The following is an 18,004-nucleotide window of genomic DNA, read 5'->3' on the forward strand; positions in this document are numbered from 1 at the left end:
CCCCGCAGGGGACGATATGGAGAAAGCTCGGCCCGCTAGCCTTGCCCCGTCTGAGACCGTAAGGGTGTCCAACCCCGACGGCTCAAGCCCCTTCGTCTTCACCTGCGATCACGCTTCCAATTTCCTCCCCGCCGAATTCGGAACGCTCGGTCTGCCGGCCGCGGACCTTTCGCGCCACATCGCATGGGACCCCGGCGCGCTGCCTGTCGCCAGCCGCATGGCCGAGGCGTTGGACGCTCCCTTGGTCGAAACCCGCGTCTCGCGCCTCGTCATCGACTGCAACCGTCCTCTCGACGCGCCGGACCTGGTGCCGCCGGTCAGCGAAACGACGGTCATTCCCGGTAATGCCGGTCTTTCGGAGAAGCAGCGCGCCGCCCGGGTCGACCTCGCCTGGCGTCCGTTCCACGACACGATCGCCGAGATAATCGAGCGGCGGCTGGCGCGTGGCCAGGAGACGCGGCTGGTGTCGGTGCACTCCTTCACGCCGGTCTACAAGGGCAAGAGCCGGCCCTGGCATATCGGCATCATCCATGATGAGGATCGCAGGCTGGCAGCGCCGTTGATCTCGGCGCTGCAACGGCTTGCCGGCGTCACCGTCGGCGTCAACGAACCCTATTCGCCGGCCGACCGCGTCTATTTCACGCTGGAGCGGCACGCGCGCTCGCGCGGCCTTGCCTGCGCGATGATCGAAATCCGCAACGACGAAATCGCCGGCGAGACCGGGCAGCGGAAATGGGCGGATCTGCTCACGGGCATATTTTCCAATCTGGAGCCCGAGGAGGCCAGGGGCTCCCGACAACGCGCAATGGGAAAGTCAGTACGAACGGCCAGCCAAGAACTATAAGGGGACTCCAACATGACAACGGATCACGCAGAGAAATCGGAGGACGTAAAAATCCTTCACAGCATGGGCTATGCCCAGGAATTGGCCCGCCGCATGAGCGGCTTCTCCAATTTCGCCATTTCCTTCTCGATCATTTGCATTCTGGCCGGCGGTATCACGTCGTTCCCGCTGGCCATGGGCACCGGCAGCGGTTTCGAGGCTACCGTCGGCTGGATCATCGGTGGTCTCTTTGCGCTTGTGGTCGCGGCTTCGCTCGGCCAGATCGGCTCGGCCTATCCCACCGCCGGCGGCCTCTACCACTGGTCCTCGATCCTTGGCGGGCGCGGCTGGGGTTGGGCGACGGCCTGGATCAATCTGCTCGGCCTGATCTTCGTCGTCGCTTCGGTGAATGTCGGCGTCTACCTGCTGTTTTCCGGGCTTGTCGCGGGACCGATTCTCGGCTGGGACACGTCAAGCTGGGGTTTCTGGCAGCAGACGACGGCGGTCGTTCTCATCACCGTCACCCAGGGCCTGTTCAACCATCTCGGCATTAAGACGACGACGATGCTGACCGACTTTTCGGGCTACCTCATCCTCGTTGTCGCGGTCGTGCTGACACTGACCTTCCTGATCTGGGGCGCGCATGGCTTCGAGCTGTCGCGGTTCACGACCTTCGTCAACACGACCGGCGATCTTGGCGGCGGCTATGTTCCGTCAGCCCGCACGGCATTCGTGGCCTTCCTGATCGGCCTCCTCTATCCGCTTTACACGATCACCGGCTTCGATGCCTCGGCGCATACCGCCGAGGAGACGCACAATGCGCGCGTCGCGGTGCCCAGGGGCATGATCCACGCGGTTCTGTGGTCTCTCGTCTTCGGCTTCGTCATGGCGGTTTCCTTCGTCGTCGCGAGCCCCGATCTCGTGGCGACCGCCAAGGACGGCGGCAATGCCTGGTTCAACCTGTTCAACAACCTGCCGGCGCCGACCTGGCTGAAGGATCTGCTCGGCATCGCCATCGTGGTGTCGAATTATCTGTGCGCGCTGGCCGGACTGACGTCGACCTCGCGCATGATCTTCGCCTTCTCGCGTGACGGAGGCCTGCCGGGGTCGTCCTTGTGGAAGCAGGTTTCGCCGACCTGGCGCACGCCGGTGCCTGCCATCTGGCTCGGCGTCGTGCTGTCGATCGCCGCCACGCTTTATTCGCCGGCTTTCGCAGCTTTGGCGGCGGGCTGCGCTCTCTTCCTCTATGTCTCCTACGCCATGCCGGTGGCGGCGGGCCTGCTGGCGGAAGGCAAGACCTGGACCGAATTCGGGCCGTTCCGTCTCGGCGTCTGGTCGAAGCCTTTCGCCATCGTTACCGTGCTCGGCGTCCTGGTGCTGATGTATGCCGGCATTCAACCGCCCTTCGACATCCTGATCAACTACGCCATCGGCCTGATCATTCTGCTTGTGGTCCTGTGGTTCGGTATTGAATCGCGGCGCTTCAAGGGTCCGCCTATCGGTGCCGACATCGCTCGTCGCGCCGCGGAGATAGCGGCGGCGGAAAAAGCCGTCGGTCAGACAGCGAGCTAAAGGCGACGCAATGCCGCCCGATCGGTCCAGGCCGATCGGGCATCGACGTGCAGCACCGGCCAGCCAAGAACCATAGGGGAATTCCGACATGACGACACCGGGCTATACCGAGTCAGACAAGGCGGAGGACGTAAAACACCTCCACAGCATGGGCTACGCCCAGGAGTTGGAGCGGCGGCTCAGCCGCTTCTCGAACTTCGCGGTTTCCTTCTCCATCATCTGCATCCTGTCCGGCGGCATCAACTCGCTGGCCCAGGCAACCTCCGGCGCCGGCGGTATCGGAATCGGCATCGGCTGGTTGGTCGGTTGCTTTGTGTCGCTGACCTTCGCGGTGGCCATGTCGCAGATCAGCTCGGCCTATCCCACGGCCGGTGGCCTCTATCACTGGGGGTCGATCCTCGGCAATCGCGGCACCGGCTGGGTGACGGCCTGGCTCAACCTGCTCGGCCTGATCACCGTGCTCGGCGCCATCAATGTCGGCACCTGGACGTTCTTCGTCGGCGCCTTCGGCCCGGCGCTGGGCATCGAGGGCACGCTGACCAACCAGATGATCTTCCTGGTCATCATCACCGGCGCCCAGGCGCTGATCAATCACCTCGGCATCAAGCTGACGGCGAAGCTCACCGACTTCTCCGGCTATCTGATCTTCTTCGGCTCGATCCTCATCGCGGTGGTCTGCCTGCTTTCGGCCGAGACCTGGGATTTCAGCCGTCTCTTCACCTTCCACAACTATTCCGGCGATGCCGGCGGCGGCGTGTGGCCGCAGGTGTCGAACGCCTGGGTCTTCGCGCTCGGCCTGCTGCTGCCGATCTATACGATCACCGGCTATGACGCCTCGGCGCATACGTCGGAGGAAACCATCAAGGCGGCCTCGTCGGTGCCGCGCGCGATGGTCATGTCCGTGATCTGGTCGGCTGTCTTCGGCTACCTGTTCCTCGCCGCTTTCGTCCTGATGATCCCGAACATGGACGACGCTGCCAAGCAGGGCTGGAACGTGTTCTTCTGGGCCTTCGACCAGCGCGTCGGCACCGGCGTTAAGGAGTTCGTCTACCTCGTGGTGTTCATCTCGCAGCTCCTGTGCGGCCTTGCCACGGTGACCTCTGCCTCGCGCATGATCTTCGCTTTCTCGCGCGACGGCGGCCTGCCAGGCTCGGCATCGCTTGCCAAGGTCAGCCCGACCTACCGCACGCCGGTGGCCGCGATCTGGACGGCCTCGATCCTGTCGGTGCTGTTCGTGTGGGGCTCGTCGGTCGTCTCGGTCGCCGGTACCTCGGCCTATACGATCGTGGTGTCCTGCACCGTCATCTTCCTGTTCCTTTCCTTCACCGTGCCGATCGTGCTCGGCATGATGGCCTGGGGCACGCCGAAGTGGGACAAGATGGGGCCGTGGAACATGGGCCGCGGCATCTTCATGCTGTTCGCCTTCCTGTCGATCGTGTCGATGATCCTGATCTTCGTCATCGGCATCCAGCCGCCGAACGACTGGGCGCTCTACATCACCGTCGGCTTCTTCATCCTGACAGCGATCGTCTGGTTCGCCTTCGAGCGCAACCGCTTCCAGGGTCCGCCGCTGGGCGACATCATCGCGGCGCGCCAGGCGGCGATCAAGGCGGCCGAACAGGCGGTCGGCGAGACCGGCCACTGATATGCGCATTGTGGACCATGGCCGGCCTTGTGCCGGCCATGGCTTCGTTTCTCCCTCTCAACGACCAAGCACTGGAGCGCCAAAGGAATGGCCGGGAATTTCTCGTTCGATCAGTTGAAGAAGGCGGTCTCGAATGGCGAGATCGACACGGTGCTGGCCTGCATAGTCGACATGCAGGGCCGCCTCTCGGGAAAACGCTTCCTGGCTCAGTATTTCGTCGATTCCGCGCATGGCGAGACGCATGGCTGCAACTATCTCTTGGCCTGCGACATCGATATGGAGCCGGTGCCGGGCTACAAGGCGGCGAGCTGGTCGAAGGGCTATGGCGACTTCGTCATGAAGCCGGACCTTTCGACGCTGCGGCGCATTCCATGGCTGGAAAAGACAGCGCTGGTCATCTGCGACGTGCTCGATCATCACACGCATGACGATCTCGCGCATTCGCCTCGCGCCATCCTGAAGAAGCAGGTCAAGCGTCTGCAGGAGCGTGGCTATATCGGCTATTTCGCCTCCGAGCTCGAATTCTATCTGTTCAACGAGACCTACGATTCGGCGCGCAAGAAGCACTGGCAGGGGCTCGATAGCGCTTCGCCTTATATCGGCGACTATCAGATAGGCATCACTTCCAAGGAAGAAGGCGTCATGCGCCGGCTTCGCAACGAGATGGAAGCCGCCGGTATCCCGATCGAGAATTCCAAGGGCGAATGGGGTCCGGGCCAGGAAGAGATCAATGTGCGCTACGCCGAGGCGCTCGACATGGCCGACCGCCACGTCATCCTGAAGAACGGCGCCAAGGAGATCGCCGATTCCGAAGGCAAGGCCATCTCCTTCATGGCCAAGTACAATTACGGGTTCGCCGGCAATTCCAGCCACATCCACAATTCGCTGTGGAGCGCCGACGGCAAGACGCCGCTGTTCTTCGACAAGAAGGCTGAGTGGACGCTGTCCACGCTTGGCCAGCAATGGGCGGCCGGCCAGCTCAAATACGCCAAGGAGTTCACCTGGTTCCTGGCGCCCTACATCAACTCCTACAAGCGCTTCCAGGCCGGCACTTTCGCGCCGACCAAGATCATGTGGAGCGAGGACAATCGCACCGCCGGCTTCCGGCTCTGCGGCGAGGGCACTAAGGGCATCCGCATGGAGTGCCGCATCGGCGGCGCCGATTTGAACCCCTATCTCGCCTTCGCCGCTTTGATCGCGTCCGGCCTCGCCGGCATCGACGAAAAGCTGGAGCTGCAGAAGCCTTTCGTCGGCGACGCCTATCAGGCCTCGCGGCTGCCGGAGATCCCGAAGACCTTGCGCGACGCCACCGAGACGCTGGCCAAGTCGAAGATGCTGAAGCAGGCCTTCGGCGACGACGTCATCGACCACTATGTGCACACCGCCCGCTGGGAGCAGTTCGAATACGACCGCCGCATTACGGATTGGGAACTGCATCGGGGTTTTGAACGGTATTAGGATGGATTGGAGCAAGCGCCGTCGCGGCTACGATATGTCGGCAGCAGAATGGGTTACGCTTGTTCCAAATGAACTGGATATCGATGCCGTCGGTCTGTGGCAGGTTATTCCCGTCGGCCGGCACGAATTCGGTCTTGATGGCGAGGACCTCGAGACTTTCACCCGGAAGGCGCTGAAGGGGCTCCTAGAAAAGGGAGCGATCTCGATAACCGGCCGGGGCCAAAGCTGGGTCGCGGAACACAAGTACGGAACAGGGCTGGAAGAGATAATCGAGACTGTCGTGAAGATTTGGCTATCGAAAGGCATGCGCGATCCGGACGTCGGAGACGTCTGGTTCGGCACGACAGCTGTCTTGGAAGAATGAACTTCAGGAGTGTGTAATTGGAAACCGTAAAACTGAAATCACCCATCGACGGATCGATCTACGCCGAGCGGCCGGTCGCGAGCGACCAGGCGATCAATGCGGCGGTCGAGCGCGCCAGGGCGGCGCAGGAGAAATGGGCCGAGACCCCGGTCGTCGAGCGCGGCAAATACATGCTGGCGATGCTCGAGGCGCTGGTCGCCATGACCGACGAGATCGTGCCAGAGATCGCCTGGCAGATGGGGCGGCCGGTGCGCTATGGCGGCGAGTTCGGCGGCGTCAAGGAACGCACCAACTACATGGTCGAGATCGCCGAAGCGGCGCTCAAGCCGGTCATGGCCTCCAATCCGAAGGACGGTTTTCGGCGCTATGTGAAGAAGGTGCCCCTCGGCGTCGTGCTGGTGATCGCGCCGTGGAACTATCCCTATCTCACGGCGGTCAACACCATCGTGCCGGCGCTGATGGCGGGCAGCGCCGTCATCCTCAAGCACGCGGCTCAAACCCTCTTAGTCGGCGAGCGCTTCCAGCAGGCTTTCGACAAGGCCGGCCTGCCGAAGGGGCTGTTCCAGAACCTGGTCATGAACCATGCCCAGACCGAGAAGCTGCTCGGCTCGGGCAAGATCGACCATGTCAACTTCACCGGATCGGTCGGCGGCGGCCGCGCGATCGAGAAGGCGGCGGCCGGCACCTTCATGACGCTCGGCCTCGAGCTCGGCGGCAAGGACCCGGCCTATGTGCTGCCCGACGCCAAGATGGATCATGCGGTTGCCAATCTGGTCGACGGCGCTTTCTTCAATTCCGGCCAGTGCTGCTGCGGCATCGAGCGCGTCTATGTGCATGAGAAGGTCTATGACGAGTTCGTCGAAGGCTTCATCGCCGAGACCAGGAACTATGTCGTCGGCAATCCGCTGGAGCAGGCGACCACCATGGGGCCGATGGCGCAGGCGCGCTTCGCCGACCTTATCCGCGAGCAGAAGGCCGAGGCGCTGCGCAAGGGCGCGACCGCACACATCAACATGAAGGTCGAGAACGACAAGCCGGGCTCGCCCTATCTGGCGCCGGAAGTGCTGACCAATGTCGATCACCAGATGAGCGTCATGCGCGAGGAAAGTTTCGGCCCGATCGTCGGCATCATGAGGGTGCGCAATGACGAGGAGGCGATCGCGCTGATGAATGACAGCCCCTATGGGCTGACGGCCTCGATCTGGACGCGCGACACCGAGCGTGCGGTTGCGATCGGCGACCGTGTCGAAACCGGAACGGTGTTCATGAACCGCTGCGACTATCTGGACCCGGCGCTGGTCTGGACCGGCGTCAAGGACACCGGCAAGGGCGCGGCGCTCTCGGCCATCGGCTACGACAATCTGACCCGGCCGAAATCCTATCACCTGCGCGAAACGATCTGACCTTTCGAAAGACAGAAAATGTCCAAGCTCATCTCCAAATGGAACTACCCCACCACCGTCCGCTTCGGCGCAGGGCGCATCAAGGAATTGCCTGATGTGCTCAATGCGACGGGCATCAAGCGGCCGCTCTTCGTCACCGATCCGGGCCTTGCGAAGCTGCCCGTCGTCGCCTCGACGCTGAAGATCCTCGACGATGCCAAGATCCCGTATGGGGTCTTCTCGGAGGTGAGGCCGAACCCGGTCGAGTCCAATCTCACCGCCGGCATCGCGGTGTTCAAGAAAGGCAAGCATGACGGCGTCATCGCCTTCGGCGGCGGCTCCGCGCTCGACCTCGGCAAGCTGATCGCCTTCCAGGCCGGGCAGACACGGCCTGTATGGGATTTCGAGGATGTGGGAGACTGGTGGACCCGGGCCAATTCGGACGTGATTGCGCCGATCATCGCGGTGCCGACCACGGCGGGCACGGGGTCCGAGGTCGGCCGCGCCGGCGTCATCACCAATGAGGAGACCCACACCAAGAAGGTCATCTTCCATCCGAAGCTTCTGCCGGCAATCGTCATTGCCGATCCGGAACTGTCGGTCGGCATGCCGCCCTTCATCACCGCCGGCACCGGCATGGACGCGCTTGCGCATTGCCTGGAGGCCTATTGCGCGCCGGGATATCATCCGATGGCCGACGGCATCGCGGTGGAAGGTATAAGGCTGGTGTTCGAGAACCTGCCGAAGGCCTTCGCCAATGGCAAGGACCTCGTCGCGCGCGCCCATATGATGAGCGCGGCGGCCATGGGCGCCACCGCCTTCCAGAAGGGGTTGGGGGCCATCCATTCGCTGTCGCATCCGATCGGCGCGCTCTACGACACCCATCACGGCATGACCAACGCGGTGTTCATGCCCTATGTGCTGGCCTTCAACCGCGAGGCGATCGAGGACCGCATCGCACGGCTAGCCGCCTATTGCGCGATCAAGGGCGGCTTCGACGGCTTCGCCAAGGCCATCATTAAGCTGCGCAAGGAACTCAAGGTGCCGCACGCGCTGCCCGGGCTGATCAAGGGGCTCGACATGGACAAGAAGCGCAAGACGCTGATCGCCGATATGGCGGTGGTCGATCCGACAGCCGGCGGCAATCCGGTCAAGCTGACCAAGAAAGCGGCGCTCACGCTGCTCGAAAATGCCATTGCCGGCTCCGTCTGAGAGCCGGCTTTCAATACCAAAATTGAAGAAGGGAACATTCAAGAAAAAAAGGAGGAGGGGCAAAAATCAAGACAGCTAACCATTAGCCGGAAAATTAAGTGCGGGCTAATTGCTACAGTCCGTTAAAAAGAGTTAACTTTTTTCGCTGTGGGGCTCCGGTTTCAAAAAGCCTTCATCTGGCTGTCACACGAAAACGATACCCGCATCGCAGGCGCTTAGCGCGCCAGTTCAACGGAGAGAACACATGTTCAAGTTCACGGGGAAAGTGCTTTCCCTCTCGGCCGCGGCGCTCTTCGCGTCGACGGTGATTTCGTCCGCCGCTTCGATGGACGATCTCGTCAAGGCCGCGAAGGCGGAAGGCCAGCTCACGGTCATCGCGCTTCCGCATGACTGGTGCGGCTACGGGGCAGTGATCGACGCTTTCAAGGCTAAGTATCCGGAAATCACCATCAACGAACTCAATCCCGACGCCGGTTCGGGCGATGAGGTCGAGGCGATCAAGGCCAACAAGGACAACAAGGGCCCGCAGGCCCCTGACGTCATCGACGTCGGCCTGTCCTTCGGCCCGACCGCCAAGAAAGACGGCCTGATCCAAGCTTACAAGGTCTCGACCTGGGATTCGATCCCGGACAGCGCCAAGGATGCCGATGGTTTTTGGACGGGCGACTATTACGGCGTGCTGTCGTTCTTGGTGAACAAGGATCTTGTGAAGGAAGCTCCGGCTGACTGGGCAGACCTGCTGAAGTCAGATTATGCCAACACCGTCGCCCTCGCCGGGGATCCGCGTGCCTCGAACCAAGCGATCCAGGCGGTCTACGCCGCCGGCCTGTCCGGTGGTGCCGCTGCTGGTGAAGCAGCCGGCACAGCAGGTCTCGACTTCTTCAAGAAGCTCAATGCCGCCGGCAATTTTGTGCCGGTCATCGGCAAGCCAGCCACGCTGGCCCAAGGTCAGACCCCGATCCTGGTCACCTGGGACTACAACGCGCTTGCTGGCCGCGACACGCTGAAGGGCAACCCGCCGGTCGACGTCGTCGTGCCGAAGACCGGCGTCGTCGCCGGCGTCTATGTGCAGGCGATCAGCGCTTATGCGCCGCATCCGAACGCCGCCAAGCTCTGGCTCGAGTACCTCTACTCCGACGAGGGTCAGATTGGCTGGCTGAAGGGTTACTGCCATCCGATCCGGTTCAACGACCTCGCCAAGAACGGCAAGCTTCCGGCCGATGTGATGGCCAAGCTGCCGCCGGCCGAAGCCTACGCGTCGGCCGTGTTCCCGACCCTTGACGAGCAGGGTAAGGCCAAGGAGGCGATCACCAAGAACTGGGACGCCACTGTCGGCGCCAACGTGAAGTAACGAAATGAAACGGCCGGGCGGCTCTGGCCGCCCGGCGCTTCTCCCAGACGGTAGCCCGCGCATGACCGACCTCTCGCTCTCCAACCAGACAATTGCGGGAAAGACCGCGCCGCCCAGCGAAGCGCGCGCGCTGCGGCTGCCGACGCAATGGATCGGCGTTGCGCCCTTCTTCATCTTCGCGGTCATGTTTCTCATCCTGCCCACGCTCTACCTGATGCTGGGCGCGTTCCAGAACGAGGCTGGTGAGTTTACGCTGGAAAATCTCATCGCCCTGTCGGAGCCAAATATCGTTGCCGCCTACTTGATTTCGATCAAGGTCAGCCTGGCATCGGCCCTCATCGGAGCGTTTGCCGGCCTGGCTATCGCCGTTGCCATCGTGCGGGGCGGCTTGCCCAATTGGATACGGTCGGCGACACTGACCTTTTCCGGGGTAGCCTCCAATTTTGCCGGTGTCCCTCTGGCATTTGCCTTCCTCGCAACGCTTGGACGCCTCGGCCTCGCCACGGTGATCCTCAACACCGTGTTTGGCCTCAACATCTACGCACATGGCTTCAACATCTTGTCGTTCTGGGGCCTCACGCTGACCTATGTCTATTTCCAGATTCCGCTGATGGTGGTCATTATCGTGCCAGCGATAGACGGACTGAAGAAGGAATGGGGCGAGGCTGCCGCGACACTTGGCGCGACGACGGCCCAGTACTGGCGCATGGTCGTCATCCCGGTGATCTGGCCGAGCTTCCTCGGCACCGTTATCCTGCTGTTCGCCAACGCCTTCGGAGCGATTGCCACCGCCTATGCGTTGACCGGCTCGTCGCTCAACATCGTGCCCATCCTCCTCTACGCCCAGATCCGCGGCGACGTGCTTCACAATGCGCATCTCGGTTATGCGATCGCCTTCGGCATGATTGTCATCACCGGCCTCGCCAATGTCTTTTACATCTGGTTCCGGACGCGCTCGGAGAGGTGGCTGAAATGAAGACCGGACGCTTCTGGGCCTGGGTCGTCTTCATCCTTGGCGCGGCCTATTTCTTTATCCCGCTGATCGCGACCGCGGAATTCTCGATGCGCATGCGTCGCGGCGCCTACTCGTTCGACGCCTACCAGATCGTGCTTGGCGACGCCCGCTTCCAGGCGACATTCATGTACTCGGTGGTTGCCGCCATATTCACCATCATCCTCGGCGTGCTGGTGGTGGTGCCGGCGGCTTATTGGATCCGGCTGCGCCTGCCGCAGCTCAGGCCGATCGTCGAGTTCATCACGCTGCTGCCGCTTGTCATCCCGGCAATCGTCATCGTCTTCGGCTACATCAGAATGTACGGCTCGAATTCGCCGCTGCCGTTCCTGGCAAACGATACGGCCACCAACGCCCTGCTGGTGATCGGCTACGCGACGTTGTCGCTGCCTTATATGTATCGGGCGGTGGATACAGGCCTTCGCACCATTGATGTGCGCACGCTGACGGAAGCGGCGCAGATCCTTGGCGCCGGCTGGTCCACGATCATTACTCGGGTGATTCTGCCAAACGTGCTGATCGCTGTGCTCTCCGGCGCCTTTCTGACTTTTGCCATCGTCATCGGCGAGTTCACGATGGCCAGCCTGCTCAATCGCCCGGCCTTCGGCCCCTATCTGCAGAACATCGGCGCCAACCGCGCCTATGAACCGGCGGCGCTTGCCATCATCGCCTTCGCCATTACCTGGGGCTGCATGTCGCTGATCCAGATCCTGTCCCGCTTCGCGCCGAAATCGGCGAACCGACCGAACTGAAAGCAATAGCCATGGCCGAGCCGTTCCTCTCCATCCAGCATGTGCGAAAATCCTTCGGTGCCACGACCGTGGTCGAGGATTTCAATCTTGATGTCGCACCGGGCGAATTCGTCTCCTTCCTCGGCCCGTCCGGCTGCGGCAAGACGACAGTGCTGCGCATGGTCGCCGGCTTCGAGGAACCTTCGGCCGGCAAAATCGTCGTCGGCGGCAAGGACATCACCCGGTTGAAGCCCAACCAGCGCAATGTCGGCATGGTGTTCCAGGCCTATGCGCTGTTCCCGAACCTGACGGTGGCGCAGAACATCGGCTTCGGGCTCAAGGTGGCGGGCATGTCGAAGCCGGCCATCGATTCCCGAGTCGCAGAGATGCTCGACATCATCAAGCTGCCGCAGATGGCCGACCGCTATCCCTATCAGCTCTCGGGCGGCCAGCAGCAGCGCATCGCGCTGGCGCGGGCGATTGCGCCGAAACCCAAACTGCTTTTGCTCGACGAGCCGCTGTCGGCGCTCGACGCCAAGGTGCGCGTGTCGCTGCGTGAGGAAATCCGCTCGATCCAGAAGAAGCTCGGCATCACCACGATCTTCGTCACGCATGACCAGGAAGAGGCGCTGTCGATCTCCGACCGCATCGCGGTGATGTATGGCGGCAGGGCCGAGCAGGTCGGCACGCCGTTCGAGATCTACAATCGGCCGGCGACCAAGTTCGTCGCCAATTTCGTCGGCACGCTCAATGTGCTGGAAGGCAAGGTAACCGACGCCGCCTCGGGCAAGGTGCAGGTCAACAGCCAGGAAGTCTCGCTCAAGGGCAAGCTCAATGGCTCTAAGTCCGGCGACACGCTGTCGCTCGCGCTGCGGCCGGAAGCGATCTCGCTGGGGCGGCAGCCCGGCCATGACGCAAGCCTGTCGGGCGAGATCGCCGAGGTGCATTTCCTCGGCTCCGTTATCCGCGTGCGCGTCGGCATCGGCGGCAACACGGTGTCGCTCGACACATTCAACAATTCGACGACGCCGCCGCCGGTCGTCGGCGACAAGGCGGACATTTCGTTCTCGTCGGGTGATATGCTGGTTCTGCATTAGGGAGAGAGTGAATGGTGAATGGTGAATGGTAGTCAGCGAAGAGAGCACTTTACGTGCTCGAATTCTTATGATGATGCCCATTCACCATTCACCATTCACCATTCACCATTCACCATTCACCATTCACTTTTGCAGTGCCAAACGCCTGGTTCCATCGCTACGATGAGCCATGGCCCTCTTCGAGCTCACCCTCATCCTGCTTCTGATCGCCGTCGCGCTGACGGCGCTGTCGCGCCGTCTTGAGATACCCTATCCGTCGCTGCTGGCGCTTGCAGGCGTTGCGCTGGCCTTCGTGCCGGGCGCACCAACGATCGAGATCGATCCGGAACTGGCGCTGGCGCTGTTCATCGCGCCGGTGCTGCTCGACGCCGCCTATGACACCTCGCTGCGCGACCTGAAACGCTACCGGCTGTCGCTGGTGCTTCTGGCGCTCGGCGCCGTCGTGTTCACCACCGTGGTGGTTGCCTTCGTCGGCTGGAAGATGGCCGGCCTTCCGATCGCGGCGGCGATCGCGCTAGGCGCCATCGTGGCTCCGCCCGACGCGGTCGCGGCGAGCGCCGTGCTCGGCCAATTCAAGGTACCGCACCGCATCACAGCCATCCTGCAGGGCGAGAGCCTGCTCAACGATGCCACAGCACTGTTGATCTATAGGATATCGGTTTCGGCGGCCATCGGCTCGGTCATGCTCAAGGACGCAGTGCCCGTCATCCTGCTTGCGACGGTCGGCAGCGTCGTCGCCGGCTATGTGTTCGGCCGAGTGTCGCTGCTCGCGCTGACGCGCATCGAGGATGCGGCAAGCAGCACCGTGGTGCAGTTCGCCGGAACCTTCGCCGTCTGGATCATTGCCGACAAGCTCGGTCTCTCCGCCATCATCACCATCGTCGTCTATGCGATCACCATCGCGCGGACCGCGCCACGCCGGATGTCGGCGAGGCGACGCGTCAGCACCTATTCGGTCTGGGAGTCGGCCGTCTTCGTGCTCAACGTGCTGGCCTTCGTGCTGATGGGCCTGCAGGCTCGATCGATCGTTGGCCGGCTCTCCGGCGACGGGCAAGGCGAGGCCTTTCTGTTCGCCGCGACGGTGCTGGCCGTCGTCATCGCGGCGCGTCTCGTATGGGTGATGAGCTACGTTGCGGTGATAAGGCAGTTTAAGCGTTTCGACGGCGAAGGGCAGAAGCGGGATGCGCCGACGTTTCGCGGCGCGGTGCTTGTCGGCTGGTGCGGTATGCGCGGGCTGGTGACGCTGGTGGTGGCCATCGCCTTGCCTGCCGACTTTCCCGGCCGCGACCCGATCGTGCTGGCGGCCTTCGCCGTCGTGCTCGGAACGCTCGTGCTGCAGGGCATGAGCTTGAAGCCGCTGCTGCGCCGGCTCAACTTCGAGCGGGATACCTCGATCGACCGCGAAGTGGCCGAGGCGCGGGTGGCTATCATGCAGGCGGCGCTCGATGTGCTGAGCGGCAAGACTTCGTCAGCTGCCGCCGTCGTGCGCGAACAATATGAGGCGCAACGCCGGATCGCCGAAAATCCGGACGATGCGCAAGCCGCCACGGAATACGACCGATTGCGTCTTTACGCCATCAAGCGGCAGCGTGACAGGCTGGAGGAGCTTCGCAGCAACGGCACGATCGGCGACGAGGCCTATCACCGGCTGGAAGAGGAGATCGACTGGTCGGAACTGGCGGCGGCCCCCGCCGGAAGCTTCCAGCCGCTCACCACCTGACGGATTTCAGCGAAGGCGTGGGCGGTTGCGGTCGGCGATTCACCGCAGTGCCTGCCCGGGTTTGCGTCAGCACAGGGAGATAGAGCGGTTCGCCTCCATGGGACGCCAAAACGGTGTGGCAAGCTTGGTTCGCAGGCACCATTGGACTATTCCGCTCGTCCTCGCGGTCCATTGAAACGCTGACGGTGAGGGGCTACTGCGATCGCTGGAAGTGAGCCGGTTAATCAATGAAGCTGATCAGCTACAACATCCAGTATGGCTACGGCAGCGACGGGCGCTACGATCTTTCACGTGCCGCCAGGCTGGTTGACGGCGCCGACATCATCGCGCTGCAGGAGGTCGAGCGGCATTGGCGGCGAACCAATGATGACGACCAGCCCGAGATCCTTTCCAGGCTGTTGCCCGACTATTACTGGGCCTATGGCCCCGCCTTCGACATGGACGCCAGCGAGAAGCGCGACGGTCGCGTCGTCAACCGCCGGCGGCAGTTCGGCACGATGGTGCTGTCGAAGCTGCCGATCGTCTGGTCGCGGCTGCATGCGCTGCCGATGCGCCGCACGCTGAGACCGCTCAACACCCGCAACGCGGCGCTGGAATGCATGATCCGCATGCCGGCCGGACCGGTGCGGGTGCTTTCTCTGCATCTGGCGCATATTGCGGCCGAGGAGCGGCTGGAGCAGATCGACTATCTCACTGCCGAGCATCGTCGCGCGCCATCCGACGGCGGCCCGTGGAGCGGCGCCGACGACGAGCCGCAGCGCAACTGGTCGAACGGCCAGGCGGAGCCCGAAAACCCCCGGGCGGCGATCTGGCTTGGCGATTTCAACATGGAGCCGGGCAGCGCCGAATACCGGCGCATAGTCGGCAATACGCCCTACCATCCCGGCGCTGCTTATATCGACGGGTTCGTCGATGCTGCTGCCGTCGTCAGGGAGCCCGGACCGGATTTCCACACGCATGAAAAGATCATCGACGGCAGGCTCGCAAAACGCCGGCTCGACCATTGCTTCATTGGCGGCGTGCTGGCCGGGCGCGTGCGTTCGGTAACAGCGGATATCGGCGCGGTGGCATCCGACCATTTTCCGCTAAGGGTCGATATCGACCTGGAAACGCCGGGCATCGCCTCGGGTCTGACGGGCAGATGAGGCGGGCATGACGTTGTTCGTCTTCTTGGCGGTGCTCTCGGCGGCGGCCATGCACGCGATCTGGAACGCGCTGGTCAAGGTGCATCTCGACCGCTTCCTGTCGATCACGCTGATGACGCTCGGCATGGGCGCCGCGGCGCTCGTGGTGCTGCCCTTTGTCGAGGTGCCGAAGGCCGAGGTCTGGCCATTCATCCTCGCCTCGGTCTTCTTCCACATGGGCTACCGGACATTCCTGATCGGTGCTTACAAGGCCGGCGATTTCGCCCAGACCTATCCGCTGGCGCGCGGCACCGCGCCGCTGCTCTCGGCGCTGGGCGGCATCGTGCTGGTCGGGGAGGTGCCTGCGCCGCTTGCCATCGTCGGCATCGTGCTGTTGTCGATCGGCACGCTGGTCATGTCGTTTCGCGGCGGCGCGCATCTGGAAAGGCTCAATCTGCGCGCCGTCGGCTTCGCGCTTGGCACATCGATCTTCATCGCCAGCTACACGCTTTCCGACGGCAGCGGCGCGCGGCTGGCGGCGACCGCGACGAGCTACGCCGCCTGGCTGTTCGTCTGCGATGCGACGTGGGCGCTGGTGCTGTGCGTCGCCTTTCGCGGGCCACAGTCGCTGCCCGTGCTGGCTCGCGACTGGAAGGCTGGGCTGTTCACCGGCGTGCTCAGCGGCGCGGCCTACTGGATCGTCATGTGGGCGATGACCAAGGCTCCCATCGCCTCGGTCGCGTCGCTGCGCGAAACCTCGATCCTGTTCGCCATGCTGATCTCGGTGCTGGCGCTGGGCGAGAAGATGACGGCCTGGCGCGCCACGGCCGCGCTCGGCATCGTCGCCGGCGTCGTCGCGCTGAGAATGGGTTGATGCCATTCAACCGAGCACGGTCATCACCTGGCCGCGCTTCTCGGGGCTGAAGCGGATGACGACGATGATGCAGACTGCAACCACGCCGGCAAACAGCGCCAGTGCATAACCGTAGCTGCCTCCCGGCGCTTCGGCGATGCCGGCCTGGTAGGGGCCGCCATAGGAAGCGGCCAGATTACCGGCCTGATAGATGAAGCCGGGCAGCGTCGCCCGCACCGAGCCCGGCGACAATTCGTTGAGATGCACGGGGATGACGCCCCAGGCGCCTTGCACGGCCACCTGCATGATGAAGGCGCCGATCGCCAGCATGAAGGGCGTGGTCGTATAGGCCCAGAGCGGAATCGCCGGCAGGGCGATCAGGCAAGCGAGCGTGATGGCGTTGATGCGGCCGATCTTCTCCGACAGCGCGCCGAAGGCGAGGCCGCCGACGATGGCGCCGATGTTGGCGACGATAGTGATCCAGCTCACCGTGTGCGGATCGAAGCCGTGCTGCTTCTTCAGGAAGGTAGGGTAGAGGTCCTGCGTGCCATGGCTGAAGAAGTTGAAGAACATCATCAGCACCACGGCATAGAGGGCGATGCCCCAGTGCTTCCGCAGCGTTTCGAGAAGACCGGGCCGCGCCGCCGAACGGCCTTCGATGAAAGCAGGCGATTCCGGCACATGCGAGCGGATGAACAGCACGATCAGCGCCGGCGCGAAGCTCAAGAGGAACATGGCGCGCCAGCCGATGGTGAAGTCGCCGATCTTCTGCCCGTAGAGCAGTCCGTAAGCGACGGCGGCCAGCAGGTAGCCGGCCGGATAGCCGCATTGCAGAATGCCCGAGACCATGCCGCGCGCGTTGGGGGGAATGGATTCCATGGCAAGCGAGCTGCCCAAGCCCCATTCGCCGCCCATGGCGATGCCGAACAGCGCGCGCAGCGCCAGGAATATGCCGAGATTAGGCGAGAAGGCGGCCAAGGCGCCGATCATCGAATAGCTGACGATATTCAGCATCAGCATAGGCTTGCGGCCATATCTGTCGGCAAGCATGCCGAAGAAGAACGCGCCGATGAAGCGCGTCGCCAGTGTCAGGAACAGTGCTTTGGAGACCGCCGGGACGTCGGTTTGGAATTCAGCGGCAATATCGGTGAGCAGGAAGGTCAGAAGGAAGAAATCGAAAGCGTCGAGCGTCCAGCCCAGGAAGGATGCGACTACGGTTTTCTTCTGCTCGAGGGTGAGGTTCAAGGCAGTGCTCCTTTTGAATTCCCCAAAAGGAGCGATATGTTCCACAGCGGGCAAAAGAGAACGGGACAACTGCCGGTTTTAAGCCGGCGAGCGGTCACATTTGCGTCACCTCGAGATCGATGACCATCAGCCCCTCGGTACCGCCTTCGAGGGCGGCGACAAGGCGCGCGCCGGCGCGCTGGTGCGCCTCGTGCACCAGATAGGCGTCGCGCGCGGCGGTATCGCGGAAATCGATGGTGAAGCCATGCGTGAAGCCGCGCGCGAAAGGCTCGGGGCTGACATTGGCGCTGAATTGCACCTTACCCATGCCATCGATGACGGCGCGCAAGGCTTCGAGATCGGCATGGATCGCTGCCCGTTCGGTTCCAGGAACGTCGTCGCGAAAGCGGACAAAGACGCAATGCCGGATCATCGT

The 18,004-nt window shown here is 62.9% G+C and carries 16 protein-coding genes; 14 read left to right on the plus strand and 2 right to left on the minus strand.

The annotated features are described in order from the left end of the window. Positions 1–16: 16 nt before the first annotated feature. The 14 genes from EN862_RS02025 to EN862_RS02090 all read left to right on the plus strand — a co-directional run bounded on the left by EN862_RS02025 (position 17) and on the right by EN862_RS02090 (position 16,365). Complete coding sequence (locus tag EN862_RS02025) at positions 17–844, plus strand: N-formylglutamate amidohydrolase (protein ID WP_127864215.1); 828 nt, start codon at positions 17–19, stop codon at positions 842–844. Between the two features lie 12 nt (positions 845–856). Beyond that, positions 857–2,395, plus strand: a complete 1,539-nt coding sequence (locus tag EN862_RS02030; RefSeq protein ID WP_127864216.1) for an amino acid permease — start codon at positions 857–859, stop codon at positions 2,393–2,395. Positions 2,396–2,483: 88 nt separating this feature from the next. Beyond that, positions 2,484–4,040, plus strand: a complete 1,557-nt coding sequence (locus tag EN862_RS02035; protein ID WP_127864217.1) for an amino acid permease — start codon at positions 2,484–2,486, stop codon at positions 4,038–4,040. Positions 4,041–4,127: 87 nt separating this feature from the next. Continuing rightward, on the plus strand, positions 4,128–5,498 hold the full coding sequence (locus EN862_RS02040) for a glutamine synthetase family protein (RefSeq protein ID WP_127864218.1): 1,371 nt from the start codon (positions 4,128–4,130) through the stop codon (positions 5,496–5,498). Position 5,499: 1 nt separating this feature from the next. Then, complete coding sequence (locus tag EN862_RS02045) at positions 5,500–5,862, plus strand: hypothetical protein (RefSeq protein WP_127864219.1); 363 nt, start codon at positions 5,500–5,502, stop codon at positions 5,860–5,862. Between the two features lie 17 nt (positions 5,863–5,879). After that, on the plus strand, positions 5,880–7,265 hold the full coding sequence (locus tag EN862_RS02050; protein WP_127864220.1) for an aldehyde dehydrogenase family protein: 1,386 nt from the start codon (positions 5,880–5,882) through the stop codon (positions 7,263–7,265). A gap of 18 nt (positions 7,266–7,283) precedes the next feature. Then, positions 7,284–8,456 carry an iron-containing alcohol dehydrogenase gene (locus tag EN862_RS02055; RefSeq protein WP_127864221.1) on the plus strand — a complete coding sequence of 391 codons (1,173 nt, stop codon included), beginning with the start codon at positions 7,284–7,286 and terminating at the stop codon, positions 8,454–8,456. 244 nt (positions 8,457–8,700) lie between these two features. Continuing rightward, positions 8,701–9,807 carry an ABC transporter substrate-binding protein gene (locus tag EN862_RS02060; RefSeq protein WP_095817067.1) on the plus strand — a complete coding sequence of 369 codons (1,107 nt, stop codon included), beginning with the start codon at positions 8,701–8,703 and terminating at the stop codon, positions 9,805–9,807. A gap of 61 nt (positions 9,808–9,868) precedes the next feature. Then, positions 9,869–10,783 carry an ABC transporter permease subunit gene (locus EN862_RS02065; protein ID WP_127864222.1) on the plus strand — a complete coding sequence of 305 codons (915 nt, stop codon included), beginning with the start codon at positions 9,869–9,871 and terminating at the stop codon, positions 10,781–10,783. After that, positions 10,780–11,571, plus strand: coding sequence for an ABC transporter permease (locus EN862_RS02070; RefSeq protein WP_095817069.1), 792 nt, complete (start codon positions 10,780–10,782; stop codon positions 11,569–11,571). Before EN862_RS02065 ends, EN862_RS02070 begins: the two co-directional genes overlap by 4 nt. Positions 11,572–11,582: 11 nt before the next feature. Continuing rightward, a complete protein-coding gene (locus EN862_RS02075; RefSeq protein WP_127864223.1) occupies positions 11,583–12,647 on the plus strand; it encodes an ABC transporter ATP-binding protein in 1,065 nt (354 codons plus the stop codon). Positions 12,648–12,816: 169 nt separating this feature from the next. After that, positions 12,817–14,367, plus strand: a complete 1,551-nt coding sequence (locus EN862_RS02080; protein WP_127864224.1) for a sodium:proton antiporter — start codon at positions 12,817–12,819, stop codon at positions 14,365–14,367. 227 nt (positions 14,368–14,594) lie between these two features. Next, on the plus strand, positions 14,595–15,512 hold the full coding sequence (locus EN862_RS02085; RefSeq protein WP_127864225.1) for an endonuclease/exonuclease/phosphatase family protein: 918 nt from the start codon (positions 14,595–14,597) through the stop codon (positions 15,510–15,512). A 7-nt stretch (positions 15,513–15,519) separates the two neighbouring features. After that, positions 15,520–16,365, plus strand: coding sequence for an EamA family transporter (locus tag EN862_RS02090; protein ID WP_127864226.1), 846 nt, complete (start codon positions 15,520–15,522; stop codon positions 16,363–16,365). 6 nt (positions 16,366–16,371) lie between these two features. Here the strand turns inward: EN862_RS02090 and EN862_RS02095 are convergent, their stop codons facing one another. Both EN862_RS02095 and EN862_RS02100 read right to left on the minus strand, forming a co-directional pair. After that, entirely contained in the window at positions 16,372–17,589 is a 1,218-nt protein-coding gene (locus EN862_RS02095) for an MFS transporter (RefSeq protein WP_127864227.1), read from the minus strand. 94 nt (positions 17,590–17,683) lie between these two features. Further along, positions 17,684–18,001, minus strand: a complete 318-nt coding sequence (locus EN862_RS02100) for a Dabb family protein (RefSeq protein WP_127864228.1) — start codon at positions 17,999–18,001, stop codon at positions 17,684–17,686. Positions 18,002–18,004: the final 3 nt, after the last annotated feature.

Origin of the sequence: Mesorhizobium sp. M2E.F.Ca.ET.219.01.1.1, from assembly GCF_004016445.2 — a bacterium.
GTDB lineage: Bacteria > Pseudomonadota > Alphaproteobacteria > Rhizobiales > Rhizobiaceae > Mesorhizobium.

Excerpts from the sequence above, each read along its gene's own strand:
- EN862_RS02025 (WP_127864215.1), top strand. The coding sequence starts at position 17 with ATGGAGAAAGCTCGGCCCGCTAGCCTTGCCCCGTCTGAGACCGTAAGG.
- EN862_RS02030 (WP_127864216.1), top strand. The coding sequence starts at position 857 with ATGACAACGGATCACGCAGAGAAATCGGAGGACGTAAAAATCCTTCAC.
- EN862_RS02035 (WP_127864217.1), top strand. The coding sequence starts at position 2,484 with ATGACGACACCGGGCTATACCGAGTCAGACAAGGCGGAGGACGTAAAA.
- EN862_RS02040 (WP_127864218.1), top strand. The coding sequence starts at position 4,128 with ATGGCCGGGAATTTCTCGTTCGATCAGTTGAAGAAGGCGGTCTCGAAT.
- EN862_RS02045 (WP_127864219.1), top strand. The coding sequence starts at position 5,500 with ATGGATTGGAGCAAGCGCCGTCGCGGCTACGATATGTCGGCAGCAGAA.
- EN862_RS02055 (WP_127864221.1), top strand. The coding sequence starts at position 7,284 with ATGTCCAAGCTCATCTCCAAATGGAACTACCCCACCACCGTCCGCTTC.
- EN862_RS02060 (WP_095817067.1), top strand. The coding sequence starts at position 8,701 with ATGTTCAAGTTCACGGGGAAAGTGCTTTCCCTCTCGGCCGCGGCGCTC.
- EN862_RS02065 (WP_127864222.1), top strand. The coding sequence starts at position 9,869 with ATGACCGACCTCTCGCTCTCCAACCAGACAATTGCGGGAAAGACCGCG.
- EN862_RS02070 (WP_095817069.1), top strand. The coding sequence starts at position 10,780 with ATGAAGACCGGACGCTTCTGGGCCTGGGTCGTCTTCATCCTTGGCGCG.
- EN862_RS02075 (WP_127864223.1), top strand. The coding sequence starts at position 11,583 with ATGGCCGAGCCGTTCCTCTCCATCCAGCATGTGCGAAAATCCTTCGGT.
- EN862_RS02080 (WP_127864224.1), top strand. The coding sequence starts at position 12,817 with ATGGCCCTCTTCGAGCTCACCCTCATCCTGCTTCTGATCGCCGTCGCG.
- EN862_RS02085 (WP_127864225.1), top strand. The coding sequence starts at position 14,595 with ATGAAGCTGATCAGCTACAACATCCAGTATGGCTACGGCAGCGACGGG.
- EN862_RS02090 (WP_127864226.1), top strand. The coding sequence starts at position 15,520 with ATGACGTTGTTCGTCTTCTTGGCGGTGCTCTCGGCGGCGGCCATGCAC.
- EN862_RS02100 (WP_127864228.1), bottom strand. The coding sequence starts at position 18,001 with ATGATCCGGCATTGCGTCTTTGTCCGCTTTCGCGACGACGTTCCTGGA.